This is a genomic window from Pantoea eucrina (assembly GCF_002095385.1).
Classification (GTDB): Bacteria; Pseudomonadota; Gammaproteobacteria; order Enterobacterales; family Enterobacteriaceae; genus Pantoea; species Pantoea eucrina.
In genome coordinates this window covers 192,489-212,294 of sequence record NZ_MIPP01000002.1, presented here as the reverse complement: position 1 = coordinate 212,294, position 19,806 = coordinate 192,489, and the positions used below count along the sequence as shown (strand labels likewise).

Annotated in this window: 14 protein-coding genes and 1 pseudogene; 11 read left to right on the top strand and 4 right to left on the bottom strand. The window is 56.1% G+C overall.

Features of this window, described 5'->3' with window-relative positions:
• Nucleotides 1-283: 283 nt before the first annotated feature.
• Both HA43_RS02365 and HA43_RS02360 read left to right on the top strand, forming a co-directional pair.
• The gene (locus HA43_RS02365) at nt 284-1,177 is read left to right on the top strand and encodes an SDR family oxidoreductase (protein WP_040113858.1); all 894 of its coding nucleotides are present in this window, start codon (nt 284-286) and stop codon (nt 1,175-1,177) included.
• 76 nt (nt 1,178-1,253) lie between these two features.
• Nucleotides 1,254-3,067 (top strand): annotated as a pseudogene (locus tag HA43_RS02360) (glycoside hydrolase family 15 protein).
• Between the two features lie 55 nt (nt 3,068-3,122).
• Here the strand turns inward: HA43_RS02360 and HA43_RS02355 are convergent.
• Together HA43_RS02355 and HA43_RS02350 are read right to left on the bottom strand one after the other, a co-directional pair.
• Nucleotides 3,123-3,755 carry an alanyl-tRNA editing protein gene (locus tag HA43_RS02355; protein WP_094110858.1) on the bottom strand — a complete coding sequence of 211 codons (633 nt, stop codon included), beginning with the start codon at nt 3,753-3,755 and terminating at the stop codon, nt 3,123-3,125.
• Nucleotides 3,756-3,868: 113 nt separating this feature from the next.
• Nucleotides 3,869-4,576 (bottom strand): OBAP family protein, encoded by a 708-nt coding sequence (locus tag HA43_RS02350; RefSeq protein WP_052246560.1) that lies wholly within the window; start codon nt 4,574-4,576, stop codon nt 3,869-3,871.
• A gap of 236 nt (nt 4,577-4,812) precedes the next feature.
• Between HA43_RS02350 and HA43_RS02345 the strand changes: the two genes are divergently transcribed.
• The 3 genes from HA43_RS02345 (at nt 4,813) to HA43_RS02335 (ending at nt 8,933) form a co-directional block, all read left to right on the top strand.
• On the top strand, nt 4,813-5,703 hold the full coding sequence (locus HA43_RS02345) for an oxidoreductase (protein ID WP_094110857.1): 891 nt from the start codon (nt 4,813-4,815) through the stop codon (nt 5,701-5,703).
• Nucleotides 5,704-6,081: 378 nt separating this feature from the next.
• On the top strand, nt 6,082-7,515 hold the full coding sequence (gene proP, locus HA43_RS02340; protein WP_094110856.1) for a glycine betaine/L-proline transporter ProP: 1,434 nt from the start codon (nt 6,082-6,084) through the stop codon (nt 7,513-7,515).
• Nucleotides 7,516-7,655: 140 nt separating this feature from the next.
• A complete protein-coding gene (locus tag HA43_RS02335; protein WP_094110855.1) occupies nt 7,656-8,933 on the top strand; it encodes an MFS transporter in 1,278 nt (425 codons plus the stop codon).
• 115 nt (nt 8,934-9,048) lie between these two features.
• On the opposite strand, the gene HA43_RS02330 is transcribed toward HA43_RS02335, so the two are convergent.
• Entirely contained in the window at nt 9,049-9,258 is a 210-nt protein-coding gene (locus HA43_RS02330; protein ID WP_065647325.1) for a CsbD family protein, read from the bottom strand.
• Nucleotides 9,259-9,582: 324 nt separating this feature from the next.
• Between HA43_RS02330 and treZ the strand changes: the two genes are divergently transcribed.
• The 5 genes from treZ (at nt 9,583) to HA43_RS02305 (ending at nt 18,631) form a co-directional block, all read left to right on the top strand.
• Nucleotides 9,583-11,367, top strand: a complete 1,785-nt coding sequence (gene treZ, locus HA43_RS02325; protein WP_094110854.1) for a malto-oligosyltrehalose trehalohydrolase — start codon at nt 9,583-9,585, stop codon at nt 11,365-11,367.
• The gene (gene treY, locus HA43_RS02320) at nt 11,364-13,859 is read left to right on the top strand and encodes a malto-oligosyltrehalose synthase (RefSeq protein WP_094110853.1); all 2,496 of its coding nucleotides are present in this window, start codon (nt 11,364-11,366) and stop codon (nt 13,857-13,859) included. Before treZ ends, treY begins: the two co-directional genes overlap by 4 nt.
• Before the next feature lie 60 nt (nt 13,860-13,919).
• Entirely contained in the window at nt 13,920-15,995 is a 2,076-nt protein-coding gene (gene glgX / locus HA43_RS02315) for a glycogen debranching protein GlgX (RefSeq protein ID WP_094110852.1), read from the top strand.
• Between the two features lie 176 nt (nt 15,996-16,171).
• Nucleotides 16,172-17,779, top strand: coding sequence for a methyl-accepting chemotaxis protein (locus tag HA43_RS02310; protein ID WP_094110851.1), 1,608 nt, complete (start codon nt 16,172-16,174; stop codon nt 17,777-17,779).
• Between the two features lie 507 nt (nt 17,780-18,286).
• Entirely contained in the window at nt 18,287-18,631 is a 345-nt protein-coding gene (locus HA43_RS02305; RefSeq protein WP_071668292.1) for a hypothetical protein, read from the top strand.
• 34 nt (nt 18,632-18,665) lie between these two features.
• Here HA43_RS02305 and HA43_RS02300 read toward each other — a convergent pair whose 3' ends face one another.
• Complete coding sequence (locus HA43_RS02300) at nt 18,666-18,872, bottom strand: type II toxin-antitoxin system MqsA family antitoxin (RefSeq protein ID WP_094110850.1); 207 nt, start codon at nt 18,870-18,872, stop codon at nt 18,666-18,668.
• 317 nt (nt 18,873-19,189) lie between these two features.
• Between HA43_RS02300 and HA43_RS02295 the strand changes: the two genes are divergently transcribed.
• Nucleotides 19,190-19,798, top strand: a complete 609-nt coding sequence (locus HA43_RS02295; protein WP_094110849.1) for an NAD(P)-dependent oxidoreductase — start codon at nt 19,190-19,192, stop codon at nt 19,796-19,798.
• The last annotated feature ends 8 nt before the right edge of the window (nt 19,799-19,806 follow it).

Here is a 19,806-nt window from a genome sequence, read left to right as displayed (position 1 = left end):
TGCTCATTATGTTTATCCCGGTAAAACGCCGGGAATTTATTAAAGTTATTCAATGAGCTTAGAGCTAATTTTCTGCTCTGCAATATTGCCGACTCGCTTATTTTATAAATGTGGACTAAGAGGGGATAAATAATCATTACGTTAGTGAAATTGTAAGGAAAAATAACTTCCCCCACTGCATGGATATTGCACAAATAAAATTCATTCGTAATTTTTTTACGTGACAAATATCGCATCTCTGCCAGGCTTATTTTCTACACGTTCACTGTACAAGGAGCCCGTTATGAATTCGTTCACTAACAAAACGCTAATCGCTAATGAATATCCGCAGCCGCCGTTTAACACGCCGTCGCAGGATTTCCCCGGCTTAGCCAGTAAAATGGATCCGCGTCCCGATCACGGTGAAACAAGCTATCGCGGTTCAGGCCGCCTGACCGGACGTAAAGCGCTAATCACCGGCGGCGATTCAGGTATTGGCCGCGCCGTGGCTATCGCTTACGCTCGTGAAGGCGCAGACGTTGCCATCAACTATCTGCCTGCTGAAGAGTCAGATGCGCAGGAAGTGGTTAAGCTGATTGAAGCTGAAGGACGTAAAGCCGTCGCTATTCCGGGTGATATCCGTTCCGAATCGTTTTGCCAGCAGCTGGTTAAAGAAGCCGCTGAAAAACTCGATGGCCTGGATATTCTGGTTAATAATGCCGGACGTCAGCAGTTTAATGAATCTATTCGCACGCTCTCGACGGAAGATTTTGACGCAACGTTTAAGACCAACGTCTATGCGATGTTCTGGATCACTAAAGCCGCGCTGGAATATCTGCCAGAGGGCGCCTCTATTATAAATACCTCTTCCGTTCAGGCTTATGAGCCAAGCGCTATTCTGCTGGATTATGCGCAGACCAAAGCCTCAATTGCCGCCTTTACTAAAGCGCTGGCTAAACAGCTGGCGGAACAGAAGATCCGCGTTAACGCTGTGGCACCGGGCCCATACTGGACGCCACTTCAGGCGTGCGGTGGTCAGCCGGAAGAGAAACTGCAGCAGTTTGGTTCCGGTGCACCGATGGGCCGTCCGGGCCAGCCGGTGGAAATCGCGCCGCTCTATGTCACCTTTGCTGAAAACCTGAACGGCTTTACTTCCGGCCAGGTATGGTGCTCAGACGGCGGTACCGGCACGCTGTAATAGCACATTCTGCCCGATATCAGCGTGGCTGCCCCTGTGGCAGCCACGCTGTCGTTTCAGCTGACAGGGAAGCATGATGAATAACCAGATTTTGCAGTCGCCGATGCGCGAGAAAGGGTTTGCGCGCCTTGGAGATTACGCTGCCATCGGGGAAGGCCGTTCCGTTGCGCTTATCGCACCGGATGGGGCTATTGACTGGTGGTGTGCACCTAATCTCGACTCCGCCCCGCTGTTTGACCGCCTGCTCGATCCGGAGATTGGCGGGTTTTTCCAGATTGTACCCGCAGCCCCCTTCCGCACCGAACGCGCTTATCGCGCTGACAGTAACGTGCTGGAAACCACCTTTATCACCGCAGAGGGTTCAGTCCTGCTGACTGAATCATTAAACAGCACGCTGGCCGGTCGTCTGCCGTGGAGTGAGCTGGCGCGGCGCGTTGAAGGGATCGAGGGCCACGTTGAGCTGACGCTGACGTTACGCTTTGGTACGCTGGCTGAGACCTGCTCGCCGTGGCGGGACTGCACTGAACAGGGCGATGTTTATCATATTGCCGATCTGATGGCGATGCTGCGCACCAGTGACGCGTGGCATGTTACGCAGCGGGACGATGAACGTATCGCTGCCACGCTCAAAACCTCGCCCGGCAGTCACGCGCTGGTTGCTCTGCTGGTCACCGAGCGCGAACCGCTGGCGGTGCCGGATTTAAGCGCTATCGATACCCGTATTGAAACCAGCCACACCGCCTGGTGCGACTGGACGCGCAGCCTGAGTTATCAGGGGCGCTATGAAAAGCACGTGCGGCGTTCAGCGCTGTCGCTGAAATTCCTCTGGTACTCTCCTACCGGCGCGCTGGCGGCGGCGGCCACAACTTCCCTGCCGGAAGGTATCGGCGGCGAAAAAAATTATGACTATCGCTATGCGTGGGTACGCGACGCCTGCCTGATTATCAAATCGTTTGTGTTTCTGGGCGCGCTGGAAGATTGTAAGGCTGCTTTCTCATGGCTGTCGAAAACGATTATTCGTCACGGCACCGCGCTGCGCGCCTGTTATACGCTCGAAGGGGATGAAGTCCCGGCTGAATCTTATCCGCCGCTGCGGGGGTACCACCATTCACAGCCGGTACGCATCGGCAATAATGCGCGCGATCAGCTCCAGCTCAGTATGTATGGCGACATGCTCGCCACCGCCGATTTGTTTATACAGGCTGGTCACATTCTCGATCTCTCTACCTCGCGCATGCTGGGTGAGCTGGCGAATCATTGCGCTGATTCATGGCGTCAGCAGGATTGCGGGATCTGGGAGCTGCCCGATCAGCATCACTATACGCATTCCAAGATGGCCTGCTGGCTGGCGCTGGATCGCGCCGTGGCGCTGGCAGAGGCGAAACATATTGAGCGACCTAGCTTGAGCGCTGGCAGCGCGAACGCGATCGCATCAGCGAGTGGGTGGAGGCGCACTGCTGGAGCGAGGCCAGACAGGCTTATCTCTTCTACCCGGACAGCGAAGATAAACTGGATGCGGCGCTGGCGCTGATGCACCGTTACGGCAACCAGGTGAATCCTGAGCGCATGCGCGCGACCTATCGCGCTATCCGTCAGGATCTGGGACACAACAGCGCAATGGTTTATCGCTACTCCGGTGTGGAACAGGAGGAGAGTACCTTTATTGCCTGCTCTTTCTGGCTGGTGGAAGCGCTGGCCGCGCTGGGTGATATTCCACAGGCAGAGCAGGCGATGGAAGAGATCCTCGACAAACTTTGTCAGCGTGGCAACGTTGAAACCTTTAATGAGATGTTCGATGTTCGCACCGATGAGTGGCGCGGTAACATGCCGCAGGGGCTGAGCCATCTGGCGCTGATTTGCGCAGCGCAGTCGCTGACGGATCACGGCTGAGAAAAGGCTAACGCCGCAGGCATGAGGGCGGGAACGGAGTCCCCCCTGATGCCGCTTAGTGGCTCAGGCTATACTGTACCGTGAGCTCACCCTTCTTTTCTTTTACTTTGCCAATCACAATGTCACCGATCTCCCCGGTACTGAGCACATGCGTGCCGCCGCAGGCATAGGGGGTCAGTTCACCCCAGCTCACCATACGTTTTCCCGCCTCTTCACCCAGCACGCGGGGGTAGTTGCCCGCCACCAGCGCTGCAGCCCGCTGCATCAGCGCCTCTGCCGTAACCGGCTGAGTCTGATCCAGCGCGGTAAAAACAATGCGACCTTCCCCTGGCCGGTGGTTGGCTTTATATCCACGCCAGCCAAATGACTCTCCGGCATAAGCGATCAAATGACCCGCGGAGTGGTAACGCGAGTGCAGCTCGCGCAGCTCGCCATCCACCACCAGCTCCACCTCGCCTGGTTCAACCGGCCGATCGGTATAGTGTGCGACATTGTCGCCCTCCTGCAGCGCCTGCAGCATCGCCGCGCCGGCAAGGGTTCCGCGATCGGAGGGCTGTCCGCCACCCTGCGGATGAAACAGCGTTTCACTGAGTATGAGACGAAAGCGGCCATCATCCTGCGGTTCACAGCGTAATACCCGGGTGGTAAGCGTCAGCTGGTCGCTGGTGAAATAACGTTTGAGCGTCATAATACGTCTGGTTCCTTACGGCAGAGAAAAACGATCTCTCTTTTTAACCTGGTTCGGGGGCGGCAGGCGAAAAAAATCCGCAGGGCGAACGCTGCGGATAGATTTTGTGGCGATCAGTGCGCCTGATGTACGCGCTGGCAGTTATCAGCGCCTGCGGCCACCGGATGCGCGTCGAGATCGGCGCGCGCCGCACGAATTTTCTGCGTGTCGACGGCAAAGCGCTGGTCACGATCGCGCAGCAGCGCCGGGTTCATCTCTCCGTCGGCGGTAAAGCCCATCATCAGCGCTGGCTCGCCCAGCGGCAGGGTTTTGTCGCGGTCAGTATGCCAGGTGTGCCAGGTTTTTCCGTAGGTATTGACGATTTTGCCCATCAGCGCATGTTCAGCGGCGTCCGGGATGCCCGGCGCAATCAGAGAGCCTGATTTCACTTCATAGCGGTGGCTGTGCCAGTACTTCTTCTCGCCCGCCGGAAGCTGCTTAAACAGCCGCTCGCTGATGATATATTCAACGCCCATCAGCTTGGCATCTTTTTTATTGCCGTCGAAGATCACTGCCTGCATCACATCATCGTTGAGAATGGTAACATAGTGATGCGCTTCCATCTGTCCCTGTTTATCACCACAGTAGTAGTGAAATCCATCCAGATAGGTGTTAATGGCATCAATCGGCGGGCGCGACTGCAGTGCGGCCGCGCCGCTCTCCAGCAGCGCGGTTTTACCCGCCACGGGCGCACCGGGAGCGTTGACCGGTGACGCACTGTTATTCGCGCCGCATCCTGACAGCAACAATACGGTGAATCCACTCAATATAAGATTACGCATAGAGCATCCTTTTATTCTTTGAGTCATAAACATAGTTAATATGAATCAGGATGCCAGCGCAGCGGCGGAAACAATTACGTTACTGATTGTCCGATAAAAAAAGGCGACCGCCATAGAGAATTATTTAGAAACCTGTTTTATTACGCTTCAGGCGGCCAACTGCGCGAACGTGAATAATACTTAGCACTTCCCTCTTCTGTTATCAGCAGAATATCAGCCTGAACCGGAGTCTTTATATGTCAGATTACTCCTCTGTCGCACTGCTCGGCCCTGGCGCTATCGGCACCACCGTTGCAGCTGCCCTGTATGAAGCCGGGCGCCCGCCGCTGCTCTGTGGCCGTACGCCCCATGCATGCCTGAGGCTGCGTCATGACGACGGCGAAATCCGGGTGCCGGGTCCGGTGCTGACCGATCCTGTCGCTATCCGTCATGCGGTTACGCTACTGTTTGTTGCGGTCAAAACCACTCAGGTGGCGCAGTGTGCAGGCTGGCTGCGGGCATTATGCAATGAGAATACCGTGGTGTGCGCGCTGCAAAACGGCATTGAACAGCAGACGCAGCTGCAGCCGCTGGTGAATGGCGCGCAAATTATTCCTTCGGTGGTCTGGTTTCCGGCTCAGCGCGAAGCGGACGCCTCTGTCTGGCTGCGCGCCCGGCCGCGGCTGACGCTGCCCGATACGCCAGGCGCAGCACGCATCGTTGCTGCTCTGGCGGGCACGCGCTGCAGCACCGATCTCAGCGCTGATTTTCACTCTGTGGCATGGCGCAAGCTGTTACAGAATGCGGTAGCGGGCCTGATGGTGCTGGCAAATCGCCGGGCAGGCATGTTTAACCGGAGAGATATTGCTGAACTGGCGCTGGCTTATCTCAGTGAAGCACTTAACGTGGCGCGCGCCTGCGGGGCAACTCTAAGTGACAATGTCACACACGAAATATTGGCAGGGTTGCAGAGCGCACCAGCCGATCTGAGCACCTCTATTCTCGCTGACCGGCAGGCGGGTCGACCGCTGGAGTGGCAGTGCCGCAACGGGGTTATACAGCGGTATGGACGCAGCAAAGGCGTGCCTACGCCATTGAGTGACATTGTTGTGCCACTGCTGGCGGCAGCAAGCGAAGGGCCAGGATAATTATCCTGACATTAGCTGACAGCAGTTGACGCAGCTGTCAACCAATGACGTTTTTTTGCCCACCGGTATATCACAGAGTAATATCTCGGGTTTACGATATTTCTGCCCAGACAGGCTCGGTGACCAGCATAATATCGCGTCTTATCTCTCTGTAATCTCAATTAACGCGATAACCTGTTATCCCGCCGTCGCGCTTTTTGACAGTTCTTTACTTCAGCGCTACGCTTATTGCCAGTGATATACATCACAAAGTTGCGTAAAGAAAAATTATCTCCTAAGGTGTTCGCCTTTCGGCCTCTTATAGCTTTCTTTTCCACCCTGCAATAACCGGCTGCGAAAGCTATAAGATCGCTTTTATTTCATTGTCAAAGGAAGCCTATGAGCACTGAAACAGTAAATAAACCCGATCTGACCGTTGATGATATTACCGTCATCGACAATAAACTTTTAAAACGCGCCGTCGGCGCAGCTGCTCTTGGTAATACCATGGAGTGGTTCGATTTTGGCGTATACAGCTATCTGGCCGTGATTATTGGTCAGGTCTTCTTCCCCGATGCCAGTAATACCGCGCAGCTTATCGCTTCATTTGGTACCTTTGCCGCCGCGTTCCTCGTGCGTCCGATTGGCGGTATGGTGTTCGGACCGCTGGGCGATCGCTTTGGCCGTCAGAAAGTCCTCGCTTTTACCATGGTAATGATGTCCATCGGCACCTTCTGTATTGGTCTTATCCCGAGCTATGCCAGTATCGGCATTGCGGCGCCGATTCTGCTGCTGGTAGCCCGTCTGGTTCAGGGCTTCTCAACCGGCGGCGAATATGGCGGTGCAGCAACCTTTATTGCCGAGTATTCAACTGATAAGCGCCGCGGTTTTATGGGCAGCTTCCTGGAGTTCGGCACGCTGGCGGGCTATCTGCTGGGTGCCAGCCTGGTAACCGGGATGATTGCGTACCTGCCGCATGATGAGATGATGTCGTGGGGCTGGCGTATTCCGTTCTTTCTCGCGGCACCACTAGGTCTGTTTGGTCTCTATATTCGCCTGAAGCTGGAAGAGACGCCGGCATTTAAAGACCATATGGATCAGCGTGAAGAGATGGAGCATAACAAGCCGCCGCTGACGCTGTGGCAGATGCTGCGTACCCAGAGCAAACCGCTGCTGAAGTGTATCGGGCTGGTGCTGCTGTTCAACGTCTCCAACTATATGCTGACCGCATATATGCCAAGCTACCTTACCGGGATCCTCGGCCTGAGCGAACTCTCCGGCCTGCTGCTGGTGATGGTGGTGATGTTTATCATGATGCCACTGACGCTGATGTGGGGCTACTTTACCGATCGTCTCGGCCGCAAGCCGGTTATCGGCTTTGGCGCGCTGGGCCTGATTGTGCTGGCTATCCCTGCGTTTATGCTGCTGGGTACCGGCAATATGTACTGGGTTTTTGCCGGACTGGCGATTCTGGGTCTGCTGCATACCTGCTTTAGCGGCACCATGCCTGCCACCCTGCCGGCACTGTTTGTCACCGATATCCGTTATAGCGCGCTGGCGATTGGCTTCAACCTTTCGGTCTCACTGTTTGGTGGCACCACGCCGCTAATCACAGCCTGGCTGGTGGATACCACGCACAACAAAATGATGCCTGCTTACTACATGATGGGCGCCGCAGTTATTGGCCTGCTGACGGTGCTGACGCTGAGCGAAACGGCGCGTAAACCACTGAAGGGGTCATCGCCTGCGGTCGCCACCCGTGCGGAAGCGCATCGCCTGATTGATAAACTGCGCCGGCAGCGCAAACACAAAAAGCAGCAAAAAACTGCCTGATACGCTGTCACGCTGGCCACCTTCGGGTGGCCTTTTTTTTGCCTGCAATTGCGTGCGCCTCACAGACACCGCATTGAAATCTATGCCTTAATGCCGCTTTACAGCTCTCTTCTCTACGCTTCTGTCTATAAGGATAGGCTATGCCTGCTCAGATGATGCCAGCGCATCGACGTATTATCGTCGCCGGTTCGGTTGGCAATTTTATCGAATGGTATGAATTTGCCGTTTATGGCTTTATGGCCCCGATTATTGCCAGGCACTTTTTCCAGCTGCCGGATGAGCGTGCCGGCACCAGTATCATCCTGACCTGGGCCGCCTTCGCCGTGGCGTTCTTTTTCCGTCCGCTCGGCGCGATTATTTTTGGCCGGCTGGGCGATCGTCACGGACGTAAACCGGTGCTTATCGGCGTACTGATCATGATGACGCTGGTGACGGCTGCTATCGGGCTGGTGCCGGACTATGCGGCTATCGGTCTTGCCGCGCCGTTAATGCTGACGCTGTTGCGTATTCTGCAGGGCCTGTTTGCCGGTGGCGAGTATGGCGGCGCGGTGTCGCTGATGACGGAAGCCGCCCCGCCAGGCAAACGGGGCCTGTATGGTGCGTGGCAGTCGCTAACGGTGGCGTGCGGCCTGCTGGCCGGTGCGGCGACCGTCGCGCTGATCCCGCTGCTTATCGGTGAAGAGGCGATGTTCGCCTGGGGATGGCGACTGCCGTTTTTGCTGGCGCTGCCGCTGGGAGGCGCTGCACTCTGGCTGCGGGCCGGGCTGGATGAGTCGCCGCAGTTTAACGCTGCGCGGCAGGCTCCGGCGCCGGAACGCGCTTCTTTCACCGCCACATTGCGCGCCATTGCGCTTGCCATCAGCCGCCTGATGGTCTGGTCAGCGGCGGGCTACACCTATCTGGTGATTATGCCAACCTATCTGCAAACCACGCTGCATACCGGCTTTAATCAGGCGCTGCTGATTGCCGTGATCTCAAACCTCGGTTTTGCCACCACTATTCTGCCCGCCGGCTGGCTGAGCGATCGCATCGGCAGGCGTACCATTATGCTGGTTGCCACCTTTATGCTGCTGATCTTCGCCCTTCCGCTGCTTGGGGTGTTGCAAAATCCCGCTTCCGGGCTGTTAACGAAAGCGCTGGTGGTCTTTGTGGCTGGTGCGCTGGTCGGCATGCTGGCAGGCCCGGGACCCGCCATGCTGGCAGAGATGTTTCCCACGCGGGTGCGGTACACCGGCCTGGGTTTCGCCTATGCCCTCTCAAACGCGTTATTTTCCGGCTGCGCCGGGCTGATTATTTCAGGGCTGATCAAACAAACCGGAAATCCGGATATTCCGGCATGGTACGTGATGATTACCGCACTGATTAGTTTTGTCGCGCTGCTGAGTTTAAATAAAGACGACCATAAGCGGCCATTATAATAACGACTGATGAGTGCCAGCGCAGAAATAGCAGCGGGAGAGGAATAAACATAGCGGGAAAAGGCGATGTGCTGAAACAAAATATCCCGGCACGAACGTGCCGGGAAGCTAAGACTTACCAGTGATACTTGTTGCTATCTTCCCAGTCTTTCAGCTCTTTTTCTGCCTGGTCTTTACCGTAGCCGTAGCGTTCCTGAATGCGGCCCAGCAGCTGATCGCGTTTGCCGTCGGCAACGTCCATATCGTCGTCAGTCAGCTGACCCCATTTCTCTTTCACTTTTCCTTTGAACTGCTTCCAGTTTCCACTGATGCGATCTTCGTTCATAAGTGCTCTCCTGTTTGACGGTGAAAGCCGTCTGGCTTTATTGGCGCATCGCTTACATGCGTAACCATAACCGTAGCCTATGACGGCAAAAATAAATGTTTTGCCGCACAAATCGGAAAATTTACTTCTGCAACGACTTTACGGCGCGCCCGGACTTATATTTCCAAATATAGGCTATGATTTTCAGGGTACTCAGCACTTTACCTGAGACCTTTCTTCATTACCGGGGTGATTAGCCTTTTATTTCATAGAGTAAATGATTTCGGGAATGCGAATCGCTTGATGTCGTCCATTGCCCCGCGCGGGGCTTAACGAGGCAATAGAATGGAATCCACAACGTTGGAAAAATCCTGGGGTGCTGAAATCCTGGCTGACGGCACCGTGCGTTTTCGTCTCTGGGCACCGGGTCAGCAGCAGGTAGCCCTGCGCCTGAACGGTACTGATTATCCTATGCAGGCGGAAAAAGATGGCTGGTTTACCCTGTCACAGTCAGGGGTGACGCCAGGTGCAGAATATCACTACGTGCTGGCCGATGGCAGCGTGGTGCCTGACCCGGCTTCGCGGGCGCAAAAAGCAGAGGTTAACGGTCCGTCACTGGTCATCGATCCCCAAAGCTACCGCTGGCAGCAGACCGAGTGGCGCGGACGTCCATGGCAGGAGACGGTGGTGTATGAGCTGCATATCGGAACCTTTACGCCTGAAGGGACCTTTCGTGCAGCTATTGAAAAACTGCCGCAGCTGGCTGAGCTGGGTATCACCATGATTGAGGTGCTGCCGGTGTCGCAGTTTGGCGGTAATCGCGGCTGGGGCTATGACGGCGTCCTGCTCTATGCGCCACACACCGCTTACGGCAGCCCGGATGATTTCAAAGCGTTTGTTGACGCGGCGCATGCGCTTAACCTCTCCGTGGTGCTGGACATTGTGCTGAATCACTTCGGTCCTGAAGGCAACTATCTGCCGCTGCTGGCCCCGCAGTTTTTCCATGAAGAGCGCCAGACCCCCTGGGGGGCCGGTATCGCCTACGATGTGGATGCGGCCCGCCGCTACATCTCTGAGGCGCCGCTCTACTGGCTGAAAGAGTATCGCCTCGACGGCCTGCGTTTTGACGCTATCGATCAGATTGAAGACAGCTCAGATAAACATGTGCTGATTGAAATTGCAGAGCGCATTCGTCATGAAATCCCGGACCGTCCGGCACACCTCACCACGGAAGATTCACGAAACGTGATCTTCCTGCATCCGCGCGATGAACAGGGCAATACTCCGCTCTTCAGCGGAGAGTGGAACGACGATTTCCATAACGCTATTCATGTGCTGGCAACCGGTGAAACTCACGCCTACTACCAGGATTTTGCCGATGCGCCGGAGAAAAAAGTCGCGCGTATTCTGACCGAGGGATTTGCCTATCAGGGTGAGGTCTCGGCCCAGAGCGGTGAGACGCGCGGCGTACCGAGTGCAGGCCAGCCCCCGGTGGCGTTTGTTGATTTTATTCAGAATCACGATCAGGTGGGCAACCGGGCACAGGGCGATCGCCTGATCACGCTGGCCGGAGAGGCGCGTACCAAAGTGCTCTACTCGGCTCTGCTGCTGTCACCGCATATCCCGCTGCTGTTTATGGGCGAAGAATATGGTGAAACTAATCCGTTTCTGTTTTTTACCGACTTTCACGGCGATCTGGCGAAAGCGGTGCGTGAAGGACGTGCACGCGAGTTTACCGGCCATGCCGGACATGACGATGAGGTGCCGGATCCCAACGCGGAAGAGACATTCCGGCGTTCAAAGCTCGACTGGGCGAAGACGACCAGCTGCGAGGGCAAAGCCTGGCTGGCGCTGACGCGCACGCTGCTGTCGCTGCGTCAGCAGCATCTGGTTCCGCTGCTGGCGACGGCCGGGGGTCACAGCGGTCAGGTACTGGCGACCGGTGATGGCTACGTCGCCGTGAAGTGGCGCTTCCCGCAGGGCACGCTCTCTATGGCTTTTAATCTGGGCAATACTGCTCAGGCACTTCCTGATATGCCAGGCGAAACGCTGTTTGCCTGGCCGCAGGAGCAACATGAACTCGCGCAGAACGCCATTATTGTCCGTCTGGCACCAGGAGCAGCAGCATGACTATCCCGACCTCCACTTATCGCATTCAGTTTCGCAACGGCATGACCTTTGATCGTGCCACGGAACTGGTGCCTTACCTGCAGAAGCTGGGCATCAGCCATCTGTATGCTTCACCCATTTTTACCGCGACGAAAGAGTCAACGCACGGCTACGACGTCACCGATGCCAACGAAATCGATCCGGCTATCGGCGGCAGAGCGGGCTTTGATCGACTGAGCGCAGCGCTGCAGGCCGCCGGCATGGAGCTGATCCTGGATATTGTGCCTAACCATATGGCGGCTTCACTGGAGAATGCCTGGTGGCGTGATGTGATTGAGCATGGACAGGAGAGCCAGTATGCGCGCTATTTTGATATCGACTGGTCGCGCAGACTGACGCTGCCGTTTCTCGGTGACGATTTCGATCGCGTACTGGAAAAAGGTGAGATCACGATTAAAGCCGATCCGCAGAGCGGTAAACCGGCGCTGGCGTATTTCGACAGCTACTATCCGCTGACGCCTGCGAGCTGGCAGGGACGTGAAGCAGAACTACTGGCGCTGACGGACCCCGCCGCCATTACTCAGCTGCACGAGGAGCAGCCGTGGCAGCTTATGAACTGGCGTGAAGCGCGTAGCGCCCTCTCCTATCGCCGCTTTTTTGAGATCACCGGGCTGGCAGGCGTACGCGTCGAAGATCCGGTGGTCTTTGAGGATTCGCACCGACTTATCCTGTCGCTGGTGCGCAGCGGCGCGGTTAGCGGCCTGCGTGTCGATCACGTTGATGGCCTCGCCGATCCGCTGGGTTATCTGCAGCAGCTCCGCACGGCGGCCGGTGAAGGGTGTTACATCACCGTAGAGAAAATTCTGGCCGACGGTGAACAGCTGCCGAAAGAGTGGTCCGTCTCCGGTACAACCGGCTATGAGTTTATTGCGGCGCTCTCGCATGTGCTGATTGACGATACAAAAATCGACACGCTGCGTCTCGCCTATGAGTCAGCCACGCGCGAGCGCAATGACGTTGAAGCCGGTCTGCGCGCGGCGCGCGAGCTGATGGTTGACCGTAATTTTGCCGGCGAATTCAGCCGGCTGCTCTCGCTGGCAACCGATGCTGCCGGACTGGAGCATCGCAATTTTGGTGAGGCGGAGCTGCACGTGGCGCTGCGCGAGTTGCTGATTGCTTTCCCGGTCTATCGCACTTATGGTCGGGCAGCGGGTATGCCGCTGGTGGGCGAAGAGCGTCTGCTCAGCGTGCTTGAGGGCGTAAAGCATAGCGCGTTCCCTGCTACCCTCAGTTTCCTGCAGGCGCTGCTGCTGGGTGCAGTCAGCGAAGAGGGTGAAGCGCTGGCGGCGGAGTTCCGCGCCCGTTTCCAGCAGCTGACCGGACCGCTGATGGCGAAATCGGTTGAAGATACGCTGTTTTTCCGCAATCACGTGGCGCTTGCGATTAATGAAGTGGGTGCAGAGCCGCTGCCGCACGCGTTCTCACTGGCACATTTTCATCAGGAGATGCAGACCCGTCTTCAGCACCAGCCTGACGCTATCTCCAGCACTTCCACGCACGATACCAAACGCGGAGAGGATGCGCGCGCGCGGCTCTATACCCTGAGCGAAGCGCCGGATGAGTGGGCAGAGAACGTGACGCGCTGGCAGCAGCTTAATCAGGAGCGCGTTCAGGAGCTGGCGGATGGCCCCGCGCCGGAACCCGCCGTTGAGTGGATGCTCTATCAGGCGCTGGCCGGTGTCTGGCCTGCGACGCTGCAGCCGGACGATCGCACCGGACTGGACGCGCTGTGCGAACGCTTTATTCCGTTTGTGGAAAAGGCGCTGCGCGAAGCGAAGCTGCGCACCGACTGGGCAGACAGTAATGAAGCCTATGAAAATGCGGTACTGGATTACGTACGTCACCTGTTCGCTGCAGAAAACGCTGCATTTCTCACGGATTTTGCCCAGGCGCTGCAGCCGTTTATCCGCGCCGGCCTGGTGAACAGCTTTACCCAGACGGTGATCAAACTTACCGCACCCGGCGTGCCTGATATCTATCAGGGCTGTGAAGCGCTCGATTTCAGCCTGGTCGATCCGGACAACCGCCGCGAACCCGATTTTGCAACTCTGGTCAGCCAGCTTGATGCTGACGCCTTCCCTGACTTTACCAGTCAGCAGGGCTGGCTGAGCGGCAGCCTGAAACAGCAGATGGTTATGCGCCTGCTTCACCTGCGCCGCGACCACGCCGCGCTCTTTCGTTTTGGCGACTATGAAGCGCTGGACGCCAGCGGTGAACATGCAGAAAAAGTGGTGGCCTATGCCCGTCAGTCTGAAACGGGTGCACTGATTGTAATTGCTCCGCGCCTGATCTTTGCTGATGCCCAGTGGGCAGACGTCTCGGTTGCGCTGAGCGAAACGCTGTCGCACCGCAAGTGGCTGAACGTCCTGAATGGAGAAACCTACGCTATCACCGACAGTATCGCGCTGGAAAACCTGAATTACAGCGCACCGCTGGTCCTGCTCAGCAGCTAACCCTGACTGATGGAACTGAAGTTATGCCTGCATATCTGTTCACTGAATGGAGAGGATTAAATGTCAAACGGTAAGCCTGTTGAGATTACGGCTGGTACAGGGTATCAGCTCGGCGCTAACTTTGATGGGGAAGGCGTTAACTTCGCCCTTTTCTCCGCACACGCTGAGCGGGTTGAACTCTGCCTGTATGATCCGAGCGGTCAGCATGAGATTGCCCGCTTTGATCTGCCGGAATATACGCATGAAGTATGGCACGGCTATGTGCCCGGCCTGCAGCCGGGTGCGCTGTATGGCTATCGCGTGCACGGCCCTTATGATCCGGAAAACGGTCATCGCTTTAACCCGAACAAACTTCTGATCGATCCGTATGCGCGGGAACTGCAGGGCGATATCGACTGGAACGAAGCGCATTTTGCTTACGAACTGTTGCATGAAGATAAAGATCTGACCTTTGACAGCCGCGACAGCGGTCCGTTTACGCCTAAATGCCGGGTGGTAAACCCGAATGAGTTTGACTGGCAGGATCAGAACCGGCCTTCCATTCCCTGGTCTCAGACGCTGATCTATGAAACCCACGTTAAGGGCTTCACACAGCTCAACCCGCTAATCCCGGAAAACATGCGCGGCACCTACGATGGCATGGGTAATAAAGCCACGGTGGATTACATCAAAAGCCTGGGTATCACGTCAGTAGAACTGCTGCCGGTACACTGGTTCCCGGACGATCAGCATCTGCTGGACAGAGGCCTGAAAAACTTCTGGGGCTACAATTCGCTGGCGTTTTTTGCACCCGCTACACGTTATTTTGGTCCGCGCGGCATTCAGGGCTTTCGCGATATGGTGCGCAGCTTCCATGATGCCGGCATCGAAGTGATCCTCGATGTGGTCTACAACCATACCGCTGAAGGTAACGAGCTTGGCCCGACGCTCTCCTTTAAGGGTATCGATAACTTCTCTTACTATCGCACCCTGCCGGACCAGCATCGTTACTATATCAATGACACCGGTACCGGAAACACGGTAAATACCTCGCATCCGCGGGTACTGCAGCTGGTGACTGATTCGCTGCGCTACTGGGCAGAATCGATGCATATTGATGGCTTCCGCTTCGATCTCGGCACCATCCTCGGCCGTGAGCCGGAGGGCTTCGATCAGCGCGGCGGTTTCTTTGACGCGGTAACGCAGGATCCGGTGCTGTCTAAACTCAAGCTGATTGGTGAGCCGTGGGACATCGGCCCTGGCGGCTATCAGGTTGGTGGCTTCCCGCCGGGCTGGGCGGAGTGGAACGATAAATATCGCGATACGGTGCGTGAATACTGGAAAGGTGACAACGTCTCGACGGACTTCGCCGCGCGCCTGCTCGGTTCCGGCGATCTCTACGATCAGCGCGGTCGTCGTCCGTGGGCCAGCGTCAACTTTATTACCGCCCATGACGGGTTCACGCTGAATGACCTGGTTTCCTACAACGAGAAACACAACGACGATAACGGCGAGGATAACAACGACGGTCATAACGATAACCGCTCATATAACTACGGTGCTGAAGGCGCAACCGAAGATGAGGGAATTGTCGCCGTGCGCGAACGTCAGAAACGCAACTTCCTCGCCACGCTGCTCTTCTCCCACGGTACGCCGATGCTGCTTGCAGGCGATGAGTTTGGTCGCAGCCAGATGGGCAATAACAATGGCTACTGTCAGGATAGTGATATCTCCTGGCTCCACTGGGAAAACCTGCCGCCGTCGGCTGACGCGCTGCGTGAATTTACCAAACGCGTCATTGCCCTGCGTGCTAAACAGCCGCTGCTGCGCCGCGAAAGCTGGCGCGACGGCATGGACATCAAATGGTTTAACGCCGGCGGTGGTTTCCAGCAGTCGGAGCAGTGGGAAGAAGGCTCCACGCTGGGCGTCTATATTGGCCGTCCCGATCTGCAGCCGGAAGAAGGCATCTGGCACGACGTGCTGATGCTGTTTAACCCGTTTGAAGGCAATGTGCCGTTCCGCATTCCGCAGTTTGGTGAAGGCGGCTGGGTGCTGGAGCTGACCACGTCAGAGACCGCCAATGAGGGCCTGGTCATCACTCAGGAGCAGGATTTCGAACTGGAAGGGCGCAGCCTGGCGCTGTTCCGCCGTCCGTAACCCATTCCCCCGCGGAGCCGATCGCCGGCTCCGCATTTTTACCCGCCTGATGCACTAACTGTTAACGCCGTCACGAAAAAATCCTTAACTATTTTATCCTGCTGCCGATGAACCTCCATCGACCCTGCTTTTTGTGTGCCTTTGCGCCGGGGTGTAACGCTATTAAGGATAATAATATGACCATCTCGCAACGCCTGCTGCTCACGTTTTCTATGCTGTTCGGCGCGATTATTCTACAGGCTCTTCTGGCTATCTCCCTGCTCTCAGGCTTTCAGGAGCGCTTTGAATTCGTCCAGGACAATGCCATCCCTTCAATAAAAGATCTCAGTGAGCTGGTGGATCAGAGCAATCAGCTGGCGTTGCTGCTCTATAAGCATCAGTCTCAGCCTGATGAGCGCGCGCTCCCGGTAGTGGAAAGCAGCATTCATCAACAGCTCGGGCTGCTGAAAACGCATACCGATTATTATCTCGCGCATGAGATATCGAGCGAGGAGGATAAGCGCCTTACTGAAGTCGCCTACGCCAGCCTGCAACGCGTTAACGACCACCTTCCGGCATTTCTCAGCGCCTCCCGTCAGCATCAAAACGCGGTCAGCCTGGCGTTGATTGAAGGCGAACAGGGGATCGGCGCCGCTATCCGGGAGCTTATCCGCGGCTATCAGCAGCAGCTGGAACTGAACATCACTATCAGCAATACGCTGCGCGCTGCCAACCGCGCAACATTCCATAATGTCCTGTGGGCCACCATCGCCGGCGTGGTCGCGACGGTCGTTGTTTTTGGTATCTTCGCGACCCTGACAGTGCTGCGCATTCGTCGCAGCCTGAGCCACGCCGGTCAGGTCATGCTGCGCGCCAGTGATAATCTCGATCTGACTCTGAATGCTGACGCTACGCGCCGCGATGAGGTGGGTAATATGGCTCAGGCATTCAACACGCTGATAGGTAACGTGGCCACCTCACTGTCGGCGGTGCAGCACGCGTCCCGTTCGGTCAGCGGAGCAGCGGCAGAAATCAGCGCCGGTAATCAGGATCTCTCGGCACGTTCAGAAGAGCAGGCGGCTTCGCTGGAGCAGACCTCTGCCAGCATGACCGAGCTGGGCGAAACCGTACGCCAGACGGCTGATAACACCCGTCAGGCCAGCAGTCTGGCAGAACATGCCAGTACGCTGTCGGAACAGAGTAGCCAGTCACTCACTACCCTGCTCACCACCATGGGTGATATCCGCAGCAGCTCACGCAGCGTCACCGAGATTGTCTCGCTGATAGAAGGGATCGCTTTTCAGACCAATATTCTGGCGCTGAACGCTGCTGTTGAAGCCGCTCGCGCCGGCGAACACGGCAAAGGCTTTGCCGTTGTTGCCGGTGAAGTGCGGAACCTGTCGCAGCGTTCAACGTCTGCGGCACGGGAAATTAAAGTGCTGATTGAAAACGCACATCGCCTGACTGAAGCCGGGGCCGCACAGGCCAGCCACGTCAGCCAGAATATGCAGATAATGAATGATGCCATTCATCAGGTCAGCGCTCTGATGGGCGAGATTGCCGCCGCCGCCGTTGAGCAGAGTCAGGGCATAATGCAGGTTCAGCAGGCCGTCAATCAGATGGATGACGTAACGCAGCAGAACGCCGCGCTGGTGGAGCAGGCTTCTGCCGCCTCGCAGTCCCTGCAGGATCAGGCAGAGATGCTCAGCCAGCTGGCGGCGAAATTTATTCTCACCGCCGAGCCTGAAACCGCCCCGGCAGCGACCGGCGACTCAGCCGCAGCACCGGCATTCGCCTTTTCATAATACGGGAGCAAACCGGCGCAACCGTTTCTGCAGCGATCGGATGCGCGCCCTGTTCATCTCCTCTGGCGCCTGCCCGCGACGACGGGCAATGGCGGCAGAGCGATGCGGTTACGTCACTTCTGCGTTGATATCTGAAACGTTCAGAAACGCGCCGCAATAAAAGTCACGATCGTTTCGGGCAAAGAATAATCTTAAAGTTAGCTTAAGACTAAGACTGTAATCTGTTGAGTGCGCACTGCACATGCGATGCACGCGCGTACGAAGATGGTAATTTCTGGAATAATTTGCCCGCCCTGCGCGGGTTTTTTTAAGTCAAATTTGCACTAATCCCCGATAAAGCCACCACGCTTCGCTTTTTATCAGTGCCACTCTAATATGAAGGCGGCGATAACGTTTGTGATCATCACGCCTGCACGCTTTTTTTGCCTGCAAAAACAGTACCTTTACGCACCGGAGAGATAGCCTATGCTGGCTGCACAATAAAATTCCACGTTAGAGGGATCTGTTATGTTTGCTGCGTCCGTACCCTGCACCAAAGAAGTCATGCCGTTGTATCATGAGATCATTGATACCGTTAATCTGAACGGCGTACGCTGCCACATCATCTATAACAGCGTGGCACCCAGCGTCAGCGTAATAGTGGCGGAGGTAAGCGAAATGCAGCATCGGGTGCTGGCTGTGCTAGAGCTGGAGCGCGTGAATGGGATTAATACTCTGCTGCGCATCAAATCATTTAGTACGGCGTCTGAACAGAAGCTGGCTGGCACTATCGTAATTGAACCCTGCGGCCTGGCTGCAGCCCTCTATAAAGCGCTGACAATAAAAAAGCATATTACGCTGACAGGATTGTAAGGCATGAAGCGCCCGCAGCGTGCGGGCTCTTCTGTCACTTTGTATCAGCTGCCGCAGCTTCCCGCGCATTAACCTTTTCCAGATATGAATCAGCCTCAGCCTTATCCATAATCACCTGGGCGCAGGCCATGCAATGGCTGCCTTTAACATCGGGTACGATGTCATCGGGATTACCTGTATTGAGCGGTACATCTCGCGTGTCGTAAACAAAAGCTTCTGAGCCACATGCCGGACATTTCATGCTATTTCTCCCTTTTTAAACCGGTGAAACAATCATAGCTGACAGACCTCAACCCGGCTGGCAACGGCTGACCAAATTATGCGGCGTCAGCATCACTATCCTGAGACATCGTCACCAGATTCGATAATTTCAGATATTTCACACTCTCGTTTAATCGCCCGCAACGCCCTGCCCCGGCTTAAGCGTAAACAGGTGATTCGCTCATTTTATGCAACAGTTTGTCCCCTGTAGTGCTGTTTATCCCTTTGCAGCGTACAGATAGAGTGTGTGTTATCAGCAACGGCCTCAGAGGCCCGATAACACTCAGGAGCAGCAAAATGAAAATTGCATTGATTGGCGCATCCGGACAGGCGGGTTCCCGCATTCTTCACGAACTGACTGCACGCGGCCATACCGTAACGGCTATTGCGCGCAATGCGGATAAGATTGCGCCAGCTGAAGGCGTTATTCCGGCCGCGGGTGATATCAACGATCCGCAGGCGCTGGCAGAGGTGCTGGCCGGGCACGATGCCGTGATCAGCTCAGTACACTTCAGCGCCAGCGATCCCGATAAACTGATAGACGCGGTAAAAGCGTCAGGTGTAAAACGCTATTACGTTGTTGGCGGCGCAGGCAGCCTGGAAGTTGCGCCAGGCGTAAAAGTGATCGATACCCCCACCTTCCCGGAAATGTACAAAACGGAAGCTGAGGCGGGCGTGCGCTTTCTGGAAAAACTGCGTGCGCAGCATGACCTTACCTGGACCTTTCTTTCGCCATCCGCCCTGTTCACGGCGGGCGAACGCACCGGTAAATTTCGCCTGGGGAAAGATACGCTGCTGACCAATGAGCAGGGTAGCAGCATTTCGTTTGAAGATTACGCCATTGCGATGGCTGATGAGATTGAAACCCCGGCGCACGCTAACCAGCGCTTTACCGTGGGTTATTAATGGTCGAA